This window comes from Pseudomonas acericola (SeqCode) (assembly GCF_053456465.1).
On record NZ_JBRFJB010000001.1, the window covers coordinates 1213083 to 1229860 of the forward strand.

Below are 16778 nucleotides of genomic sequence, written 5' to 3' on the forward strand. Positions count from 1 at the left end.
AGACCGGGGGCTTTTTCATGGGCGTTTAAAAAGGGCCAGGACCATCAATGCCACCACCGCCCACGGAAATGCAATCACCCCCCAACCCTGCAGCAGCACGCCACCGACCAGTCCACCGCCCGCGATGCCCAGGTTCCAGACGGTGACCAGCATCGACTGCGCGGCATCCGCCGAGTCGCCAGCGGCCTTGGCCAGTGCCGTTTGCAGCAAGGCCGGCAGGCCACCGAAGGCCAGTCCCCATAAGGCCACGGCGAGGTAGATCACGCTTGGGGAGGTGATCCAGAACGCCAGCGCCAGGGCGATCAGGCCAAACAGCGCGCAACTGATCAGCACCAGCTTGCGTAACCAGCGATCGATCAACACGCCCGTCAGCCAGATGCTCAACAGCGCGGCTAGACCAAAGACCAGCAGCACGCGGTCAATATCGCCCGCAAGTCCGGCGGGAACCAACAGTGGGGCGATATAGGTATAGAGAATGTTGTGGGCCAGCACGTAGGTAAATGTCACCCACAGCACCGGACGAATCCCGGGCAAGGTCAGTACCTGACGCAACCCCAGGCGCTTGCCGGTGGCTTGCCCGGCAAAATCCGGCAGCTGCCAGCGTGCCCAGATCAGCAGCACCAGCGTCAGTCCGGTCATGATCGCAAAGCTCAAGCGCCAGCCGACGACGGTGCCGAGCAGGGTGCCCGCCGGGACGCCGAGGGATAACGCCAGCGGTGCCCCCAGCATCGCCACAGCAATCGCTCGGCCTTGCAGGTGGGGTGCGACCATCCGACTCGCATAACCCGCCAGCAGCGCCCAGAGCAGTCCGGCGAAGACCCCGGCGAAAAAGCGCGCTACCAGGGTCAGCCCGTAATGGCTGGAGAACGCGGTGACGCTGTTGACCAAGGCAAAGCCACCGATCGCCACCAGCAGCAACGGGCGCCGGCGCCAGCCGCGGGTCCATAACGTCAGCGGGATGGCAGCGAGCAATGAGCCCAGGGCGTACAGCGTGACCAATTGGCCGACGAGGGCGGGTGACACACCCAGGCCTTCGCCCATTTGTGGCAGAAGCCCGGCGGGCATGGCTTCGGTGAGGATGGTGATAAACCCGGCGAACGCCAGTGCCAATAAGCCACCCAGCGGTAGCGTATCGCCCTGGGCGGTTGTTGCGGACTCGGTAAGAGCTGTCATAACGCTGTATCCCTGCAATAGGCCAAGGAGGCAGAGTAGGGGGCTGTGGGCGGTGGAAAAACAGGCTAAGGTTCCGAACTTATCGGACAGCGGTGTCCGCAATGAAGGGGCACATCATGGACAGTCTGGGCAGTCTTTCGGTATTCGTGCAGGTGGCGGAGGCCCGCAGCTTCACCGTTGCCGGGCGCGTGCTGGGCATTTCCTCCTCGGCGGTAGGCAAAAGCATCGCACGCATGGAGGAGCGTCTTGGCGTGCGCCTGTTCCACCGCAGCACACGCAGCATCACCTTGACCGCCGAGGGCGCGCTGTTCCTTGAGCGTTCGCGGCGCATCCTGGCCGAGGTCGAGGCCGCCGAGCGCGAGCTCACCGAGGCCAGTGCCACACCTCGAGGCAAACTGCGCATCAGCGTGCCGCAAGTGCGCGGCCTGTTGATGCCGGTGCTCAGCGACTTTATGCGCGCTTACCCGGAGATCGAGTTGGATGTGGATTTTTCCGACCGCATGGTGGACGTGATCGAAGAAGGGTTCGATGCGGTGATTCGCACCGGCAAGCCGGAAGATTCGCGCTTGATGGCGCGACATCTGGGGCATTATCAGTTGGTGTTGGTAGGTACGCCGACGTATTTCCAGCAACAGGGCACCCCGCAGCGGCCCCAGGACTTGAGTGGCCACGCCTGCCTGCGGCACAAATTCTGCGCCACCGGCAAACTGGAGGCTTGGCCGCTGCGCCTCGAACCCGGCGAGTCAGAGCCAGCCTTGCGCACGCCATTGGTCAGCACCACCATCGAATCACTCAACCACGTGGTGCACGAAGGGCTGGGCATTGCCTGCCTGCCGGATTACATGGTCAACCAGGCCGTGGGGGCAGGGCGCTTGCAGCGGGTGCTGGATGACTACCTGGAGCACCGTGGCAGTTTCTGGATGCTGTGGCCCTCCAGCCGCCATGCCTCGGCCAAATTGCGCGTGTTTATTGATCATATGTGCGCAGGGCTTTTTCCTGCAGCCCCCGGCGTGTAGGCCTGTGACGTTTTACCGACAGGAATCCGCGCGCCAAGGCCTCTTTCTGTTGCACAATACCGCCCGGACCGTTTTTCTCAGGATTTTCAATGTTGACATCATTTCACTTGCGCAGCCTTGGGCTGGCGCTGGTGCTGGCGGGCGCCGCGGGCTGCTCGTCACCCAAGACCGCTATCTATGAACATGAGAATTTCGACGACTCCGGTACGTTTTCCCGTGATTACCCAGTGACGGATGTGGCCGCGTGCGAAGCCGCGCGACGTGCGTTGCTGAGCCAGGGCTACATCATCACCAGCAGCGACCCGAAGCTGGTGGTGGGTAACAAGAGTTTCCAGCAGACCGGCGAGACCCATCTGCAGATCAGCTTCAACGTGGTGTGTGCCGATGATGGCAAGGGCACCAACCACTCGACGATGTTTGCCAACGCGTTGCAGGACCGCTACGCCCTGAAGAAGGTCAACAACTCTGCGAGTCTGGGGGTGGGCGTGCTGGGTTCGGTGTCGATGCCGATTGGCTCTACCGATGACTCGATGGTCAAAGTCGCAAGCGAGACCGTTTCGGCACCGAAGTTCTACGAGCGTTACTTTGCGCTGGTGGACGTGTTCCTGCCGCAAGAAGTGAAAAAGGCCGAGCATATTCCCGAGCAGCCAAAAGCTGACCTGGGTGTGCCTGAGCCGAAGGCCGCACCGACTGCCGAGAAGGTCGAGGCGCCGAAGGAAGAGCCTGCGGTATCAGAGCCGCTTGCGCCGCCTGTCGAACCTGCGCCGCTTGCGCCGCAGCAAGAGCCTGCCGCCGCACCGGCGACCAGCAATCCGACGCTACCGGCACCGACAGAAGCGATTTCGCCCCTGCCGACGCCGGCGCAGTAAATCAGACCGTTACGGGGTTGGCCTTGTCGACGTTGATCCCGTAGCGCCTGATCGCCTCACTGACGTTATCGCGACCGATCACGCCGTCATCCGCCAGCGCCTTGAGCGCCGCCAGTGCGATGAAGTGGCGGTCCACCTCGAAGAACGCACGCAAGGTTTCCCGCGTATCCGATTGCCCAAAGCCATCGGTGCCCAAGGCAACAAAGCGGCGGCTGGGGACGAACGGGCGAATCTGATCGGCAAACAACTTCATGTAGTCGGTCGCCACCACCACCGGCCCGGTTTGGCCGGCCAGGCATTGTTCGACATAGCTCACCCGGGGCGCGCTTTGCGGGTGTAACAGGTTCCAGCGTTCCACTTCATGCCCGTTGCGGCGCAGTTCGGTGAGGCTTGGCGCGCTCCACACAGTGCTGTGCACGCAGAAGTCCTTCTCGAGTAACTCAGCCGCTGCAATCACTTCCCGCAGGATCGAGCCGCTGCCCATCAGTTGTACTTGTGCCTGCGCGTGTTGGGTGAGCGGGTAAATGCCCTTGAGAATGCCTTCCTCCACACCGTCCGGCATCGCCGGGTGCGGGTAGTTTTCATTGAGTAGGGTGATGTAGTAGTAAACGTCCTCCTGCTCGACATACATGCGCCGCATACCCTCGCGAATAATTACCGCGAGCTCGTAGGCAAAGGTTGGGTCGTAGGACACGCAGCACGGAATCACCGACGACAGGATATGGCTATGGCCATCGTCATGCTGCAAGCCTTCGCCCATCAGCGTAGTGCGCCCGGCGGTGGCCCCCAGCAGGAAACCCCGCGCCCGCGCATCGCCGGCTGCCCAGGCCAGGTCGCCGACCCGCTGGAAGCCGAACATCGAATAGAAGATATAGAACGGAACCGTCATCAAACCGTGGTTGCTGTAGGACGTACTGGCGGCAATCCAGGAGGAAATGGCACCGGATTCGTTCAGGCCTTCCTGCATGATCTGTCCGTCCTTGCTCTCCTTGTAGTAGCTCAGTTGCCCTGCGTCCTGTGGGGTATAGAGCTGGCCTACGGCGGAATGGATGCCGATCTGACGAAACAGGCTTTCCATGCCGAAGGTACGTGACTCATCCGGCACGATGGGCACGATCAGTTTGCCCAGGTGCGGGTCCTTGAGCAGGGTGCCGAGGATACGCACGAAGGCCATGGTGGTGGAGATCGCGCGCGCGCCCGTGTCCTGGAGTTGGGTGGCGAAGGCGGCCAGTTCGGGAATCTGCAGGGGGGCGACGGCGCTGTGACGCGCCGGCACGTAGCCTCCCAGCGCCTGGCGGCGCGCCGCAAAGTAGCGGGCTTCTTCGCTGTCGGCGGCGGGCTTGAGGTAGGGAATATCGGCGAGTTGCTCGTCAGCGACTTCCAAGCCAAAGCGATCGCGGAAGGCTCTTACCGCATCCGCGCCCATCTTCTTCAATTGATGATTGATGTTCTGCCCTTCACCGGCCTCACCCATGCCAAAGCCCTTGACGGTTTTCGCCAGGATCACCGTGGGCTGGCCGCTGTGACGCATGGCGGCGGCGTAGGCGTTGTAGACCTTGTCCGGGTCATGCCCGCCTCGTGAGAGTTTCCAGATGTCGTCGTCGGACATATCTGCAACCAGTGCCAGCAGCTCGGGGTATTTGCCGAAGAAATGCTCGCGCACATAGGCGCCGTTCTGGGACTTATAGTTTTGATAGTCGCCGTCCACGCATTCCATCATACGTTGGCGCAGCAGGCCGCTCTGGTCTTGCTCCAGCAGGGCATCCCAGCCGCCACCCCAGATGACTTTGATCACGTTCCAGCCGGCGGCGCGGTACAGGCTTTCGAATTCCTGGATCACTTTGGCGTTGCCGCGTACCGGGCCGTCCAGGCGTTGCAGGTTGCAGTTGACGACAAAGATCAGGTTGTCGAGTTTCTCTCGCCCGGCCATGGAAATGGCCGCCAGGGATTCCGGTTGGTCCATCTCGCCATCGCCTAGGAACGCCCAGACTTTACGGCCCTGGTGCTGCTTGAGGCCGCGCAACTCCAGGTAACGCATGAAGCGCGCCTGGTACGCTGCGGTGATCGGCCCGAGGCCCATGGACACCGTAGGAAATTGCCAGAAATCCGGCATCAGTCGTGGATGCGGATAGGAGGAAATACCCTCGCCACCGGCCTCGCGACGGAAGTTGTCCAGTTGCGCCTCGCTGATGCGGCCTTCGAGATAGGCACGGCCATAGATGCCTGGTGAGGAGTGGCCCTGGATGTACACCAGGTCGCCGTCAAAAGTGTCGGTTCGGCCACGGAAGAAGTGGTCGAAACCTACGTCATACAGCACGGCGGCTGACGCATAGGTAGCGATATGCCCACCGACACCGGAGTGTTTGCCCGCCCGCAAAACCATGGCCATGGCGTTCCAACGGATGTAGGCATTGGTGCGACGCTCGATCGTCAGGTTGCCGGGGTAGGGCAGTTGGCGGTCCACCGCAATGGTGTTGACGTAGGGGGTGGTGACTCGCCCGTAGAAATCACCATGGCGCGCAACGTCGAAGTCCAGCATCTGATCGATCAGGTAATGGGCGCGCGGGCGGCCTTCGGTGGACAACACCGATTCGATGGACTCCAGCCACTCACGGGTTTCCTGTGGGTCGTCGTCGTGTCTGACTGCGTTGTTCGGGGACATGTGAGGCTCCAAGGTGGGCGGATTTCAGGTGGCGGGCTCCTTGTGGGAGTGTCGCCAATGTGATTGCAATTGCAACTACATGGCCGAATCTAGCGCGGGATGAGCTACTATTGCAACCTTCTTGAAATTCCCCGGATGGTGTTGCATGTCGTCGAAAGAGCCGGATGTATGGTTCCGTTTTGTCAGGGCCCACAGGACCGTCATCCGTGAAATCGAACGGCGCCTGGCCGTTGCCGGATTGCCGGCCTATGCCTGGTACGACGCCTTGTGGGGCCTGGAAAGCGGCCCCGAGGGCACCCGCCGCATGCACGAGCTGGCGGATGTGCTGGCCATCGAGCGCTACAACCTCACGCGGCTGGTGGACCGTCTGGAAAAAGATGGGCTGGTGGTGCGTTCGCGCTCTGACGGCGATGGCCGTGGGTCATTCGCCACCATCACGGAGGCGGGCAAGGTGTTGCGCAAGAAAATGTGGAAGATTTACGAAAGCACGGTGGATGAGTTGTTCCTGTCGCAAATAGAACCGGAGCAGCGCCAGATGTTTGCCGATACCCTGGAGCGCACAGCCACGTTGGCAGTTCGCGGCCGCAGCAAGATCTGAAGAACCTTGAAGTCCACTTCATGCCAGTGGATACCGGGCCATCGCCGTTTTTACCTGCTGTGAATCGATACGCCCCTCATCGGCCAACGCCCTGAGCGCCGCCACCACAATCCAATAGCGGCTCGGCGCCGAAGCCTGCACCGTTCCCGCCCCCAGCGGTATAAACCTGGCATCCACATACCCCGCCAACTGATCAACGATCGGCTGCGGATAACCGGTGACAGCGATCACCGGCGCTTCACTCCCCGGCAGGCAACTGCGCAAGTGACTACTGCGCCGGGGCACTGTCGGATGCAGGCGGTTCCAGCGCTCAGCGGCCGCCGCTTCACGGGCCAGGCGCGTGTAGCTGGGGCAACTCCACAGTTGTGCGCGGATATTCCAATCTTGCTTGAGCACGCGCGCGGCATGGACGACTTCTTCAAGCGCCCGACCGGCACCGAGCAAGCGCACATCCCCGGTATGGCCGCGCTGTAGCGGATACATGCCCTTGAGCGCGTCCTCACGGTCTTGCTCGCTCAAGGTCCGCGCACTGTCTCGATCATGTAACGCCAGGTAATAGAACCCAGGTTTGCCGTCTACATACAGCGCGTGCAGCCCCGCCAGCACAATCGCCCGAGTTTCGGCGCCCGAAGCCGGATCGTATGGCAGGCAGTGCGGGTTGGTGGCGAGCCACAACGGCAAGGACGGTTGTGCGCCCTTGGGCCAGACGGAAGGATGGTTCTCGATGTCATTGCACAGAATGCCGCGCTGCGCCGTCTCCCCGGACAGCGCACACAATTGCGCCGACGACGCGGCGCTGTGCAGGTACAGCAGCGGTTTTTCTGCGGTATTGCGCGCGAACCAGCTGGGCCAGCTGCCTACCCGCCGCGAGCGGGACTGAGCGCGAATCACCCAGGCCTGCCTGCTTGATTCCAGGGTGTTCGCCATGGTCATCACCGTGTAGAGCGGCGAATTGTGCGAATGCGCGGCGCTATTCAGCGCAGCGATGCAAAGTTGTGCGGCGTGGGCAGTAGAGGCGGGCATGGGTGGGTTTCCTGAAGACGGATACCCGTACCCTAATGGAGTTTTGCATTTGATTGCAATTGCAACTAAAAACCCAAGTGCTAAATCGACATAACGCTGCTACGTTTAATCCTGAAGTGCAGGAACGTCATGACGCCGACTTTTTTCCGTCACAACGGCACTTTAGGCTGGTGATGCAGGTCATTTACCTGCAACCGCTTTCAATCAGACAAGGAGCCCACTATGGACGACTACCAGGAAGAACTGCTTGAGTTCAGCGCGATCGAGTTGGACCCGCTGGAACCCGCAGACGATGCCACCGAGCTGTAACCCCGACTTCAGGCGGAATGCCGCTGACTGCGGCGAAATTCCCCTGGGGTCTGGTTGTTCCACCGCCTGAACGCCCGTTGAAACGCCTGGGCCGAGGCAAAACCGAGCAAGTAGGCGATTTCGCCAAACGCCAACTCCGTGTCGCGAATGTAGGTCATGGCCAGGTCGCGGCGGGTGTCATTGAGAATCGCGCGGAACTGAGTGCCTTCTTCGGCCAGTTTGCGGCGCAGCGTCCAGGTCGGTAGCTTCAAGCGTGCCGCCACTTCTTCCAGGTCGGGTTCCCGGCCGCCATTGAGCATCGGCCCGAGCAACCGGGTAATGCGCTCGCGCAGGCTGCGGGTGCGGGTCAACTGCTCCAATTCCCGTTCACACAGTTGCAACAGCAAGTGCCAGGTACTGGGGCAATGCTGTGGATTGCGCAGGGCCAGGGTCTGTTGGTTCAGACGCAGTTGGTTGGATTCGGCGCCAAACTGGATCGGACCCTCGCCCAGCACGCTGTAGGCGTCGGCGTAGTCCGGTGCGGCAAACTCGATTTCGATGCGTTGTGCCTGTACGGGCTGCTGGGCCAGGCCTGACAATTGGTGCAGCCAACCGGCGATGATCGAATCCACCACAAAGCGGTTGTAGGCGTTGTAGGGGCTGATGGAATAGAACCGCAGCCAGGCGCCCTCGGCATCCTCATGAAAGCTCGATTGCCCACGGTAGTTGGAGCCGTACAGCGCTTCGAAGCGCGTCAGCGTGCGCGCGGCTTCCCGCACATTGGGCGCCTGGGCGGCGGTGACCCCGGCGAGCCCGGCCTGGCTCAGGCGGCTGAGCTGGCCCATGCGCAGGCCCAGGCCCGGCTCGCCCGTGAGCTGGATGGCTGCATGGCCCAGGCGCATATAACGCGGGATGGATAAGCGTGCGCCGGCTTCGGCGAGGCGCGCCGGGTCCAGGCCGTATTGCAGCAGCAGCGGTTGTGGGTCCAGGCCGTGGCTTTGAATGGCATCGGCCAAGGTGTGCACAAAGCCCACCGACAGATCCCCCAGGCGTACCGGCTTCACAGCCAGACATTCAACAAACGTGCGCCACGGGCTTCACCGTCGGCGCTGATCTGCCCGTTGTTGCTGAGAAAACTGTGGCCGGCAGTGCCCAAGTCCCAGAACTGCCCGCGCAGGAACACGCTCATGCCAGCGGTCGCTTGGCTGATGGGCTGCTGACTGATCAGCGTGAGGCGGCGCCAGGCCTCGCCTTCACTGAGCTCTTCGGGCTTGAGGCTGATCTCCGGCGGGGTGGACACGCTTTTAAAGCCGCGCCACGGGCGGTCCCAGGTATCGCGACCGAGCACAAAGGCCGGCACCGCGATCAGTTGCGCGCCGTGTTCGTTGAGTTTGCGGTAGTTGTCTGGGTACCAGCTGTCACTGCCCACCAGCACGCCGAGGCGCCCGGCCGGGGTATCGACCACGCTGACGACATTCTCATCGCCGGGCGTGATAAAGCCGCGTTCATCGTAGATCGGGTAGAGCTGGCGTTGCGGCTGGCCCAGCGGCAAACCGTCGGCGTTGAACACCAGGCTGGCGTTGTACAGCGCGCCATGGCCGACCTGCAATTGCCCCTGGCTCACGCTGGGGTTGGGCAGGGCGATGGAGCCGGCCACCAGGGTGACGCCAAATTCTTTGGCCAGGCCGCCGAACAGCAGCTGATAGTCACGCGCCATGCCGGTGGCTTTCATGCGCAGGTAAGCATCGTCCATGCGGTTGTCGCCGGTGGCGCTGAGCCACGCACGGGCAAACAGAAACGGGTTGCTGGCCGACAGCCAGTTCATCGCGTCCTTGGCGTGCAGGGCCTGGTACACCTCGTTTTTTTCGCCGGTGAGCATCAGCCAGGTGCCGATATGTTCCGGCAGCACGACGATGGTTTTCTGGTTGATAAGCCCCTGTTCCCGGGCCTTTTGCAGGTACGCCGCGAGTTTCAGGTGCAGGCGTTCCAGGCTTTGATAGTCGGCGGGGAACAGCTCCGGCTGGATGCCCAGCAAGTTGCCTCGATCAGCTGGCTCGCCCTCGTTGACAGCCAAAGTGATGCGCAGGTCTGACAGGTAATGCGCCACAGGGCGCTCCTGGGTCCAGACCAGATACGCGGCGACGGCGGCAACCAGGGCCAGGGTGACGGTGAACGCTAGAAGTTTACGCATGGGGCAACAGACAACAGACCGTGTGCAGGGTTCGCCGACTAGGTTAGGGCCCATGGCACGGCTTGCCAAGGGGCGCTGCGCATTTGGATCAATAACTTGTCAGTTTCGGTCATTGAGCCGTCGTCCATCGACTTTTAGTCTGTGGGACATAAACCGATGGCGGGCCATTCGAGCCCTGCCACGTCCCGTGATGATCCGTTGTGGAGCTGTACCATGACCGCTGCTGCCTACCCGCACTTGCTGGCCCCGTTGGACCTGGGTTTTACCACCTTGCGCAACCGCACCCTGATGGGCTCGATGCACACCGGCCTGGAAGAAAAGCCCGGCGGTTTTGAGCGCATGGCGGCCTACTTTGCCGAGCGCGCCCATGGCGGCGTGGGCCTGATGGTCACCGGCGGGATTGGCCCCAACGATGAAGGCGGCGTGTATGCCGGCGCGGCCAAGCTGACCACCGACGAAGAAGCACAAAAGCACAAGATCGTGACCCAGGCCGTGCACGACGCGGGCGGCAAGATCTGCATGCAGATCCTCCACGCCGGCCGGTATGCCTACAGCCCCAAGCAAGTCGCGCCAAGTGCGATCCAGGCACCAATCAACCCGTTCAAGCCCAAGGAGCTGGACGAAGAGGGCATCGAGAAGCAGATCCAGGATTTCGTCACCTGCTCGCTGCTGGCCCAGGTCGCCGAGTACGACGGCGTGGAAATCATGGGTTCCGAAGGCTACTTCATTAACCAGTTCCTCGCCGCCCACACCAACCACCGTACCGACCGTTGGGGTGGCAGCTACGAAAACCGCATGCGCCTCGCGGTGGAAATCGTGCGCCGTGTGCGTGAGGCCGTCGGCCCGAATTTCATCATCATTTTCCGCCTGTCGATGCTCGACCTGGTGGAAGGCGGCAGCACCTGGGAAGAAATCGTGCAGTTGGCCAAGGCCATCGAGCAGGCCGGCGCGACGATTATCAACACCGGTATCGGCTGGCACGAAGCGCGCATCCCGACCATCGCCACCAAGGTGCCGCGTGGCGCGTTCAGCAAGGTCACGGCCAAGTTGCGCGGTGCGGTGCAGATCCCGCTGATCACCACTAACCGCATCAACACCCCGGAAATCGCCGAGCAGATCCTCGCCGAAGGCGATGCGGATATGGTTTCCATGGCGCGGCCGTTCCTCGCTGACCCGGAGTTTGTCAACAAGGCCGCAGCCGGGCGTGCCGATGAGATCAACACCTGCATCGGCTGCAACCAGGCCTGCCTGGATCACACCTTTGGCGGCAAGCTGACCACCTGTTTGGTCAACCCACGGGCGTGCTACGAGACCGAGCTGAACTACCTGCCGGTCAAGCAGATCAAGAAAATCGCCGTGGTCGGCGCCGGCCCCGCCGGGCTGGCGGCGGCGACGGTGGCCGCCGAACGCGGCCATCAAGTGACGCTGTTCGATTCCGCCAGCGAAATCGGCGGGCAGTTCAATATCGCCAAGCGTGTGCCGGGCAAGGAAGAGTTTTTCGAAACCCTGCGCTACTTCAAACGCAAATTGCAGACCACCCATGTCGAGCTGTGCCTCAACACCCGCGTGGATGTCGAGCAACTCAAGGCGGGCAGTTACGACGAGATCATCCTCGCCACCGGCATTGCGCCGCGCACCCCGGCGATCCCGGGCGTTGAAAACGCCAAGGTGCTGAGCTATCTGGACGTGATCCTGGAGCGCAAACCGGTGGGCAAACGCGTGGCGGTGATCGGTGCCGGTGGTATCGGCTTTGACGTTTCGGAGTTCCTCGTCCATCAAGGCGTGTCCACCAGCCTCGACCGCGAAGCGTTCTGGGAGGAGTGGGGCATCGACACCCAACTGCAAGCCCGTGGCGGTGTGGCCGGGATCAAGCCGCAGGTGCATGCGCCGGCGCGTGAAGTGTTCCTGCTGCAACGCAAGGCTTCCAAGGTCGGCGACGGCCTGGGCAAGACCACCGGCTGGATTCATCGCACCGGCTTGAAGAACAAACAGGTGCAGATGCTCAACAGTGTCGAGTACCTGAAAATCGACGACGAAGGCCTGCATATCCGCATCGGCGCCGAGGGTGAGCCTCAGCTGCTGGCGGTGGACAACATCGTCATCTGCGCCGGCCAGGACCCGTTGCGTGAGTTGCACGACGGCTTGGTCGCCGCCGGCCAGAACGTGCACCTGATCGGCGGCGCCGACGTGGCGGCCGAGCTGGACGCCAAGCGCGCCATCAACCAGGGTTCGCGACTGGCCGCCGAGCTGTAAGGCCGCCAGGCGGAGCAACACACCCTGTGGCGAGGGAGCTTTTGTGGCGAGGGAGCTTGCTCCCGCAGGAGTGCGCAGCGCTCCCACGCTTTTGGGGCCGCTACGCAGCCCAGCGGGAGCAAGCTCCCTCGCCACAGGTCCATGACTCCACTGCATTGGCGCCGAGTGGGCGGTGTTAGACTAGCCGCCCCTTTTTTCATGCAGATGCATTCCGATGGGCCCGTACGACTGGCTTCCCCACGCCCCCCTCGAACCCTTGCACCCGGACTGGCTGCAAGGCGTCGAGTTGGCCGTGCTGCGCCTGGATCGCATCGACCCGCTGATCAGCGGCAACAAGTGGTTCAAGCTCAGTGGGCACCTGGCGCAAGCGCAGGACGCCAAGGGCCTCATCAGCCTCGGCGGTGCCTGGTCCAACCATCTGCACGCGTTGGCGGCGGCGGGGAAACGCTTTGGTTTCGCCACCGTCGGCCTGTTGCGTGGTCATCCCCAAGACACACCCACGGTTCTCGACCTGAAAGCGCTCGGCATGCAACTGCATTGGTTGGGTTATGGCGGTTATCGTGCGCGGCATGAGCCGGGTTTCTGGTTGCCGTGGCTTGAGCAGTATCCCGATTTGCATCCTGTGCCCGAAGGCGGCGGTGGGCTCGCCGGCGCATCGGGTTGCGGTGTGCTGGTCGAACAGGCGAGGGCCCAACTGCCTACGCTGGGCTGGGCCGATTACGACGGCTGGTGGTTGGCGGCGGGCACCGGCACCACCCTGGCCGGGCTGGTGCTGGCGGAGGCGGGCGCCCACACGGTGCACGGCGCCATGGCGGTGCCGGACGACCACGGTGTGGCGCAGAACGTTGAGGCGCTCGTGCAGGGCGGTTATGAGCTGCTGGACGCCAGCCTGGACGGTTTCGCCAAAGTCGATCCAGAGCTCTTGGCGTTTATCGAGCACACCGAAAAAACCTGCGGCCTGCCACTGGAACCGCTTTACACCGGCAAAGCGCTGTTGGCCCTGAAGCAACAGATCGAGGCCGGGCGTTTCGCTCCCGGCACTCGCCTGATCTTCATCCACACCGGCGGCCTGCAAGGCCGTCGAGGTTTCAAGGGTTAGCGCGCTTGCCCGGCATCATGCGCAACGCGGTGTTGTCGCGCAGGATGTAGTGATGGCCAATTCCTGCCAACGCATGCAGGCCAATCAACCAATACCCGACCTTGCCGAACCACACGTGCCAGCCTTCAATCTCCTTGGCCAGCGCCTTGTTCTCGGCGATCAGCGGCGGCAATTCCATGCCATAGAACATCACCGAATGGCCCTCGGCACTGACGATCAGCCAGCCGGCAATCGGCATGCCGATCATCAACGCATATAGCGCGAAGTGCATCAGCGTCGCCAACAGGCTTTGCCATTGCGGCGGCGCCGGGACGATCTTTGGCGCCACGCCCAGGCTGCGGGCAAACAGGCGTAGCCACACCAGCACAAACACGGTGAGGCCGAGCATGAAGTGCATCTCGACAATCAATGTGCGTGCGCCGCTGCCTTTGGGAAACTGGCCGCGCAATTCAATGCAGGCGTAGACCACCGCCAGCAGCACCACCATCAACCAATGCAACGCAATCGACATGGTGCTGTAACGCGTATCGGAGTTTTTCCACGGCATTGCTGGTTTCCTCACTCATCAGGGCAAACAGTTTCATCACGGAATAGCAGTGCGTTCTTGAGTGACGCAGTGACTTAACTGTATGCCGGTTTTGAGCGGCGCGCCTGGCACAAATGCCTTTGTGTTGACCTCCATCAGTCGCTTTGTGGCATTTCCCCACGGGCCAACCGCGCGTTGATATCAGCGATCACCCCCGGCAGGTCGTTGATCGTGTCGATCAGGTAGTGCGGGCGCGAGCCTTTGAACATCCTTTCGATGCGCGCGCGCTCGGTGGCCAAGGTGGCGCCGTCAAGGGCACGAAATTGCGCGTAGGTCAGGCCCAGCGCGTTGCCGGAGCAGGTCAGCGCCACGGTCCACATGCCCGCGCGGCGGCCTTCGAGGATGCCCGGCACGGTGTCGTCCACCTTCACGCACGCGGCTACATCGTCAATGCCCAGGGCGATCACGTTGGCCAAGGCTTGGGCGGGCCAAGGACGGCCGTTGGGCACCTCGTCGGTGGCGACCACGTGGTCGGCGACGTAGCCGTTGGTCGCGGCCAGGGCGACGACCTTGTCCATCACTTGCTTGGGGTAGCCGGAGCAGGAACCGATCTTCAGGCCCAGGCCACGCAGGGCGGCGATGGTGTCGAGGGCGCCGGGGATCAGCGCCGAGTGCTCGGCGATCTTCTCGATCTGCAACGGCATGAAGCGCAGGTAGATCGCGGTCACGTCGTCGTCCGTCGGCGTACGGCCAAACACCTGGCGATAGCGTTCGGCGACCTGCGGCTGGTTGCACAGGGTGCGGATGTGGTCCCACTTGCCCATGCCCATCGGGCCACGGGCTTCTTCGATGGACACTTGCACGTCGAACTCGGCAAACGCCTCGACAAAAATCTGCGTGGGCGCGAACGAGCCGAAATCGACCACGGTGCCGGCCCAATCGAGGATCACGGCTTGCAGGGTGTTGGGGTTTTGATAGTTCATGCTGGCGATCCGATAGAAGAAAGAGTGATGCCCATGGCGTGCAGCGCTTCGCCGATGGCAGCGACGGCGGCGTGCATTTCGGCGGCGTCAACGTGGCCGATGCAGCCGACGCGGAAGGTGTCCACCTGGGTCAATTTGCCCGGGTAGAGGATGAAGCCCTTGGCCTTGACCCGCTCATAGAAGTCCTTGAACTGGTAGCGCGGGTCCTGCGGCGCGTGGAAGGTGACGATGATCGGGGCCTGGATCGCCGCCGGCAGGAAACTGCGCAAGCCCAGTTCAGCCATGCCTTCCAGCAGCACCTGGCAGTTGCGTGCGTAGCGTTGCTGCCGCGCGGGCAGGCCGCCTTCTTCTGCATATTGCAGCAGCGCTTCGTGCAGGGCGGCGACCACATGGGTCGGCGGGGTGAAGCGCCATTGGCCGGTCTTGGCCATATAGGCGTGCTGGTCGAACAGGTCCATCGCCAGGGAATGGCAGTTGCCTTGGGCGGCGGCCAATGCCTGTTTGTCGGCGAAGACAAAGCCCATGCCGGGCACGCCTTCCAGGCATTTGCCGGACGCGGCGATCAGTGCGTCGAAGGGCACTGCGCGGGCATCGATCGGCAGGGCGCCGAAAGAACTCATGGCGTCGATGATCAGGCGCTTGCCGTGTGTTTTAACGACCTGAGCGATCGCGGCCAGCGGGTTGAGGATGCCGGTGCTGGTTTCGCAGTGGATCAACGCGACATGGGTGATCGCCGGGTCGGCGCGCAGTAGGCGGTCTACATCGGCGGCGGTGGTGGGGTGGTCTTCGGCGGTTTCAAAGGTGCTGAAATCGCGGCCGAGCACTTCGCAGATCTTCGCCAGGCGCTGGCCGTAGGCGCCGTTGATCAGCACCAGCACCTTGCCATGGCGCGGCACCAAGGTGCCGATGGCGGCTTCGACGGCGAAGGTGCCGCTGCCTTGCAACGGCACGCAATGATGGCTGGCGGCGCCGTCGATGATCGCCAGGAGTTGCTCGCAGACGCTGGCGGTCAGTTGATTGAAGCGTTCATCCCACGAGCCCCAATCCACCATCATCGCCTGGCGGGTGCGGGCGGAGGTGGTCAGGGGGCCTGGGGTGAGCAGGATAGGCGCGGTCATTGCAGGTCCTCGTCAAGCGTTCGGTTCAAGCTACGGCGCCTAAATTGCAGTTTGGCTTGTTATCAATCAAATTGTTTGTTGTTATGCGAGCTATCAGTGAGGCCGATAGCTATGAATCTATTCCAACTGCGAGCATTCGATGCCGTGGCCCGCGAGGGCAGTTTTACCCGGGCGGCGGCGCGGCTGTTTATCAGCCAGCCGGCGGTGACCGGGCATATCAAGGCGCTGGAGGAGCACTACCAGATCCCCTTGCTGCGGCGCACCGCGCGACGGGTGGAGTTGACCGAGGAAGGCGCGCGGCTGGCGGCCATCACCCGGGCGATCTTCGGCTTGGTGGATGAAGCGCAAACGATGCTGGAAGCCAACCGCCAATTGCTCACCGGGCGCCTGGAGGTCGCGGCCGACGGCCCGCACCTGGTGATGCCGATGATCGCCAGCCTGCGTGCGCGTTACCCTGGCATCACCGTCAACCTGCGCCTGGGCAATGCCCAGGAAACGTTGGCGGCGTTGCTGTCGGAGCATGCGGATGTGGCGGTGCTGACCGAGGTGGAGCCGCGCAACGGCCTGCATCTGCAAGCGCTGGGCGAGTCACGCATTTGCGCGCTGGTGCCCGCCAACCATGCCTGGGCCACGCAGGCGGCGGGCATTCGCCTGGAGCAACTGCACGAGCAGATCATGGTGCTGCGCGAGCCCAGCTCCATCACCCGGCGCACCTTTGACGACGCCTGCCAGGCGGCGGCGGTGGCGCCCAAGGTGTTGCTGGAACTGGACAGCCGCGAGGCGGTGAGCGAAGCCGTCGCCGCTGAATTGGGGGTGGGCGTGGTGTCGTCCATGGAGGTCAGCCCGGACCCGCGCGTCAAGGCGATTGCCTTGCAAGGCGCTGGGTTGGTCAACCGGCACATGCTCGGCTGCATGGAACGGCGGCGCTCGTTGCGCCTGATCCAGGCGTTTTTCGAGTTGGCGCCCTGACGGTTTTTTG

At 62.8% G+C, this 16778-nt stretch carries 14 protein-coding genes; 6 read left to right on the forward strand and 8 right to left on the reverse strand.

Features of this window, described 5'->3' with window-relative positions; genetic code table 11:
* Nucleotides 1-15 precede the first annotated feature (15 nt).
* The gene (locus ACU688_RS05570; protein ID WP_448183952.1) at nucleotides 16-1173 is read right to left on the reverse strand and encodes an MFS transporter; all 1158 of its coding nucleotides are present in this window, start codon (nucleotides 1171-1173) and stop codon (nucleotides 16-18) included.
* Between the two features lie 116 nt (nucleotides 1174-1289).
* Here ACU688_RS05570 and ACU688_RS05575 point away from each other — a divergent pair, with 116 nt between their 5' ends.
* Both ACU688_RS05575 and ACU688_RS05580 read left to right on the forward strand, forming a co-directional pair.
* Nucleotides 1290-2189, forward strand: coding sequence for a LysR family transcriptional regulator (locus tag ACU688_RS05575; RefSeq protein ID WP_448183953.1), 900 nt, complete (start codon nucleotides 1290-1292; stop codon nucleotides 2187-2189).
* 89 nt (nucleotides 2190-2278) lie between these two features.
* Nucleotides 2279-3058 carry a DUF2242 domain-containing protein gene (locus ACU688_RS05580; protein WP_448183954.1) on the forward strand — a complete coding sequence of 260 codons (780 nt, stop codon included), beginning with the start codon at nucleotides 2279-2281 and terminating at the stop codon, nucleotides 3056-3058.
* Nucleotide 3059: 1 nt separating this feature from the next.
* Here ACU688_RS05580 and aceE read toward each other — a convergent pair whose 3' ends face one another.
* Nucleotides 3060-5720: a pyruvate dehydrogenase (acetyl-transferring), homodimeric type gene (gene aceE / locus ACU688_RS05585; RefSeq protein ID WP_448183955.1), complete on the reverse strand. Its 2661-nt coding sequence runs from the start codon at nucleotides 5718-5720 to the stop codon at nucleotides 3060-3062.
* Nucleotides 5721-5865: 145 nt separating this feature from the next.
* Here aceE and ACU688_RS05590 point away from each other — a divergent pair, with 145 nt between their 5' ends.
* Nucleotides 5866-6318 (forward strand): MarR family winged helix-turn-helix transcriptional regulator, encoded by a 453-nt coding sequence (locus tag ACU688_RS05590; RefSeq protein ID WP_448183956.1) that lies wholly within the window; start codon nucleotides 5866-5868, stop codon nucleotides 6316-6318.
* Between the two features lie 18 nt (nucleotides 6319-6336).
* On the opposite strand, the gene ACU688_RS05595 is transcribed toward ACU688_RS05590, so the two are convergent.
* The 3 genes from ACU688_RS05595 to ACU688_RS05605 form a co-directional block, all read right to left on the reverse strand.
* Complete coding sequence (locus tag ACU688_RS05595; protein WP_448183957.1) at nucleotides 6337-7341, reverse strand: transketolase-like TK C-terminal-containing protein; 1005 nt, start codon at nucleotides 7339-7341, stop codon at nucleotides 6337-6339.
* Nucleotides 7342-7658: 317 nt separating this feature from the next.
* Nucleotides 7659-8693 (reverse strand): AraC family transcriptional regulator ligand-binding domain-containing protein, encoded by a 1035-nt coding sequence (locus ACU688_RS05600; protein ID WP_207043405.1) that lies wholly within the window; start codon nucleotides 8691-8693, stop codon nucleotides 7659-7661.
* The gene (locus ACU688_RS05605) at nucleotides 8690-9820 is read right to left on the reverse strand and encodes a carbon-nitrogen hydrolase family protein (RefSeq protein WP_448183958.1); all 1131 of its coding nucleotides are present in this window, start codon (nucleotides 9818-9820) and stop codon (nucleotides 8690-8692) included. The genes ACU688_RS05600 and ACU688_RS05605 overlap by 4 nt, the downstream gene beginning before the upstream one ends.
* Nucleotides 9821-10033: 213 nt before the next feature.
* Here ACU688_RS05605 and ACU688_RS05610 point away from each other — a divergent pair, with 213 nt between their 5' ends.
* Together ACU688_RS05610 and ACU688_RS05615 are read left to right on the forward strand one after the other, a co-directional pair.
* A complete protein-coding gene (locus ACU688_RS05610) occupies nucleotides 10034-12073 on the forward strand; it encodes an oxidoreductase (protein WP_448183959.1) in 2040 nt (679 codons plus the stop codon).
* 214 nt (nucleotides 12074-12287) lie between these two features.
* Nucleotides 12288-13172, forward strand: coding sequence for a 1-aminocyclopropane-1-carboxylate deaminase/D-cysteine desulfhydrase (locus ACU688_RS05615; RefSeq protein ID WP_448183960.1), 885 nt, complete (start codon nucleotides 12288-12290; stop codon nucleotides 13170-13172).
* Here the strand turns inward: ACU688_RS05615 and ACU688_RS05620 are convergent.
* The 3 genes from ACU688_RS05620 to ACU688_RS05630 all read right to left on the reverse strand — a co-directional run bounded on the left by ACU688_RS05620 (nucleotide 13162) and on the right by ACU688_RS05630 (nucleotide 15799).
* Nucleotides 13162-13719 carry a cytochrome b gene (locus ACU688_RS05620; protein ID WP_448183961.1) on the reverse strand — a complete coding sequence of 186 codons (558 nt, stop codon included), beginning with the start codon at nucleotides 13717-13719 and terminating at the stop codon, nucleotides 13162-13164. The two genes, ACU688_RS05615 and ACU688_RS05620, sit on opposite strands and share 11 nt — an antisense overlap.
* 134 nt (nucleotides 13720-13853) lie before the next feature.
* A complete protein-coding gene (gene phnX, locus ACU688_RS05625) occupies nucleotides 13854-14681 on the reverse strand; it encodes a phosphonoacetaldehyde hydrolase (RefSeq protein WP_448183962.1) in 828 nt (275 codons plus the stop codon).
* Nucleotides 14678-15799 carry a 2-aminoethylphosphonate--pyruvate transaminase gene (locus ACU688_RS05630; protein ID WP_448183963.1) on the reverse strand — a complete coding sequence of 374 codons (1122 nt, stop codon included), beginning with the start codon at nucleotides 15797-15799 and terminating at the stop codon, nucleotides 14678-14680. Before ACU688_RS05630 ends, phnX begins: the two co-directional genes overlap by 4 nt.
* A 111-nt stretch (nucleotides 15800-15910) precedes the next feature.
* Between ACU688_RS05630 and ACU688_RS05635 the strand changes: the two genes are divergently transcribed.
* Nucleotides 15911-16768: a LysR substrate-binding domain-containing protein gene (locus ACU688_RS05635; protein ID WP_448183964.1), complete on the forward strand. Its 858-nt coding sequence runs from the start codon at nucleotides 15911-15913 to the stop codon at nucleotides 16766-16768.
* The last annotated feature ends 10 nt before the right edge of the window (nucleotides 16769-16778 follow it).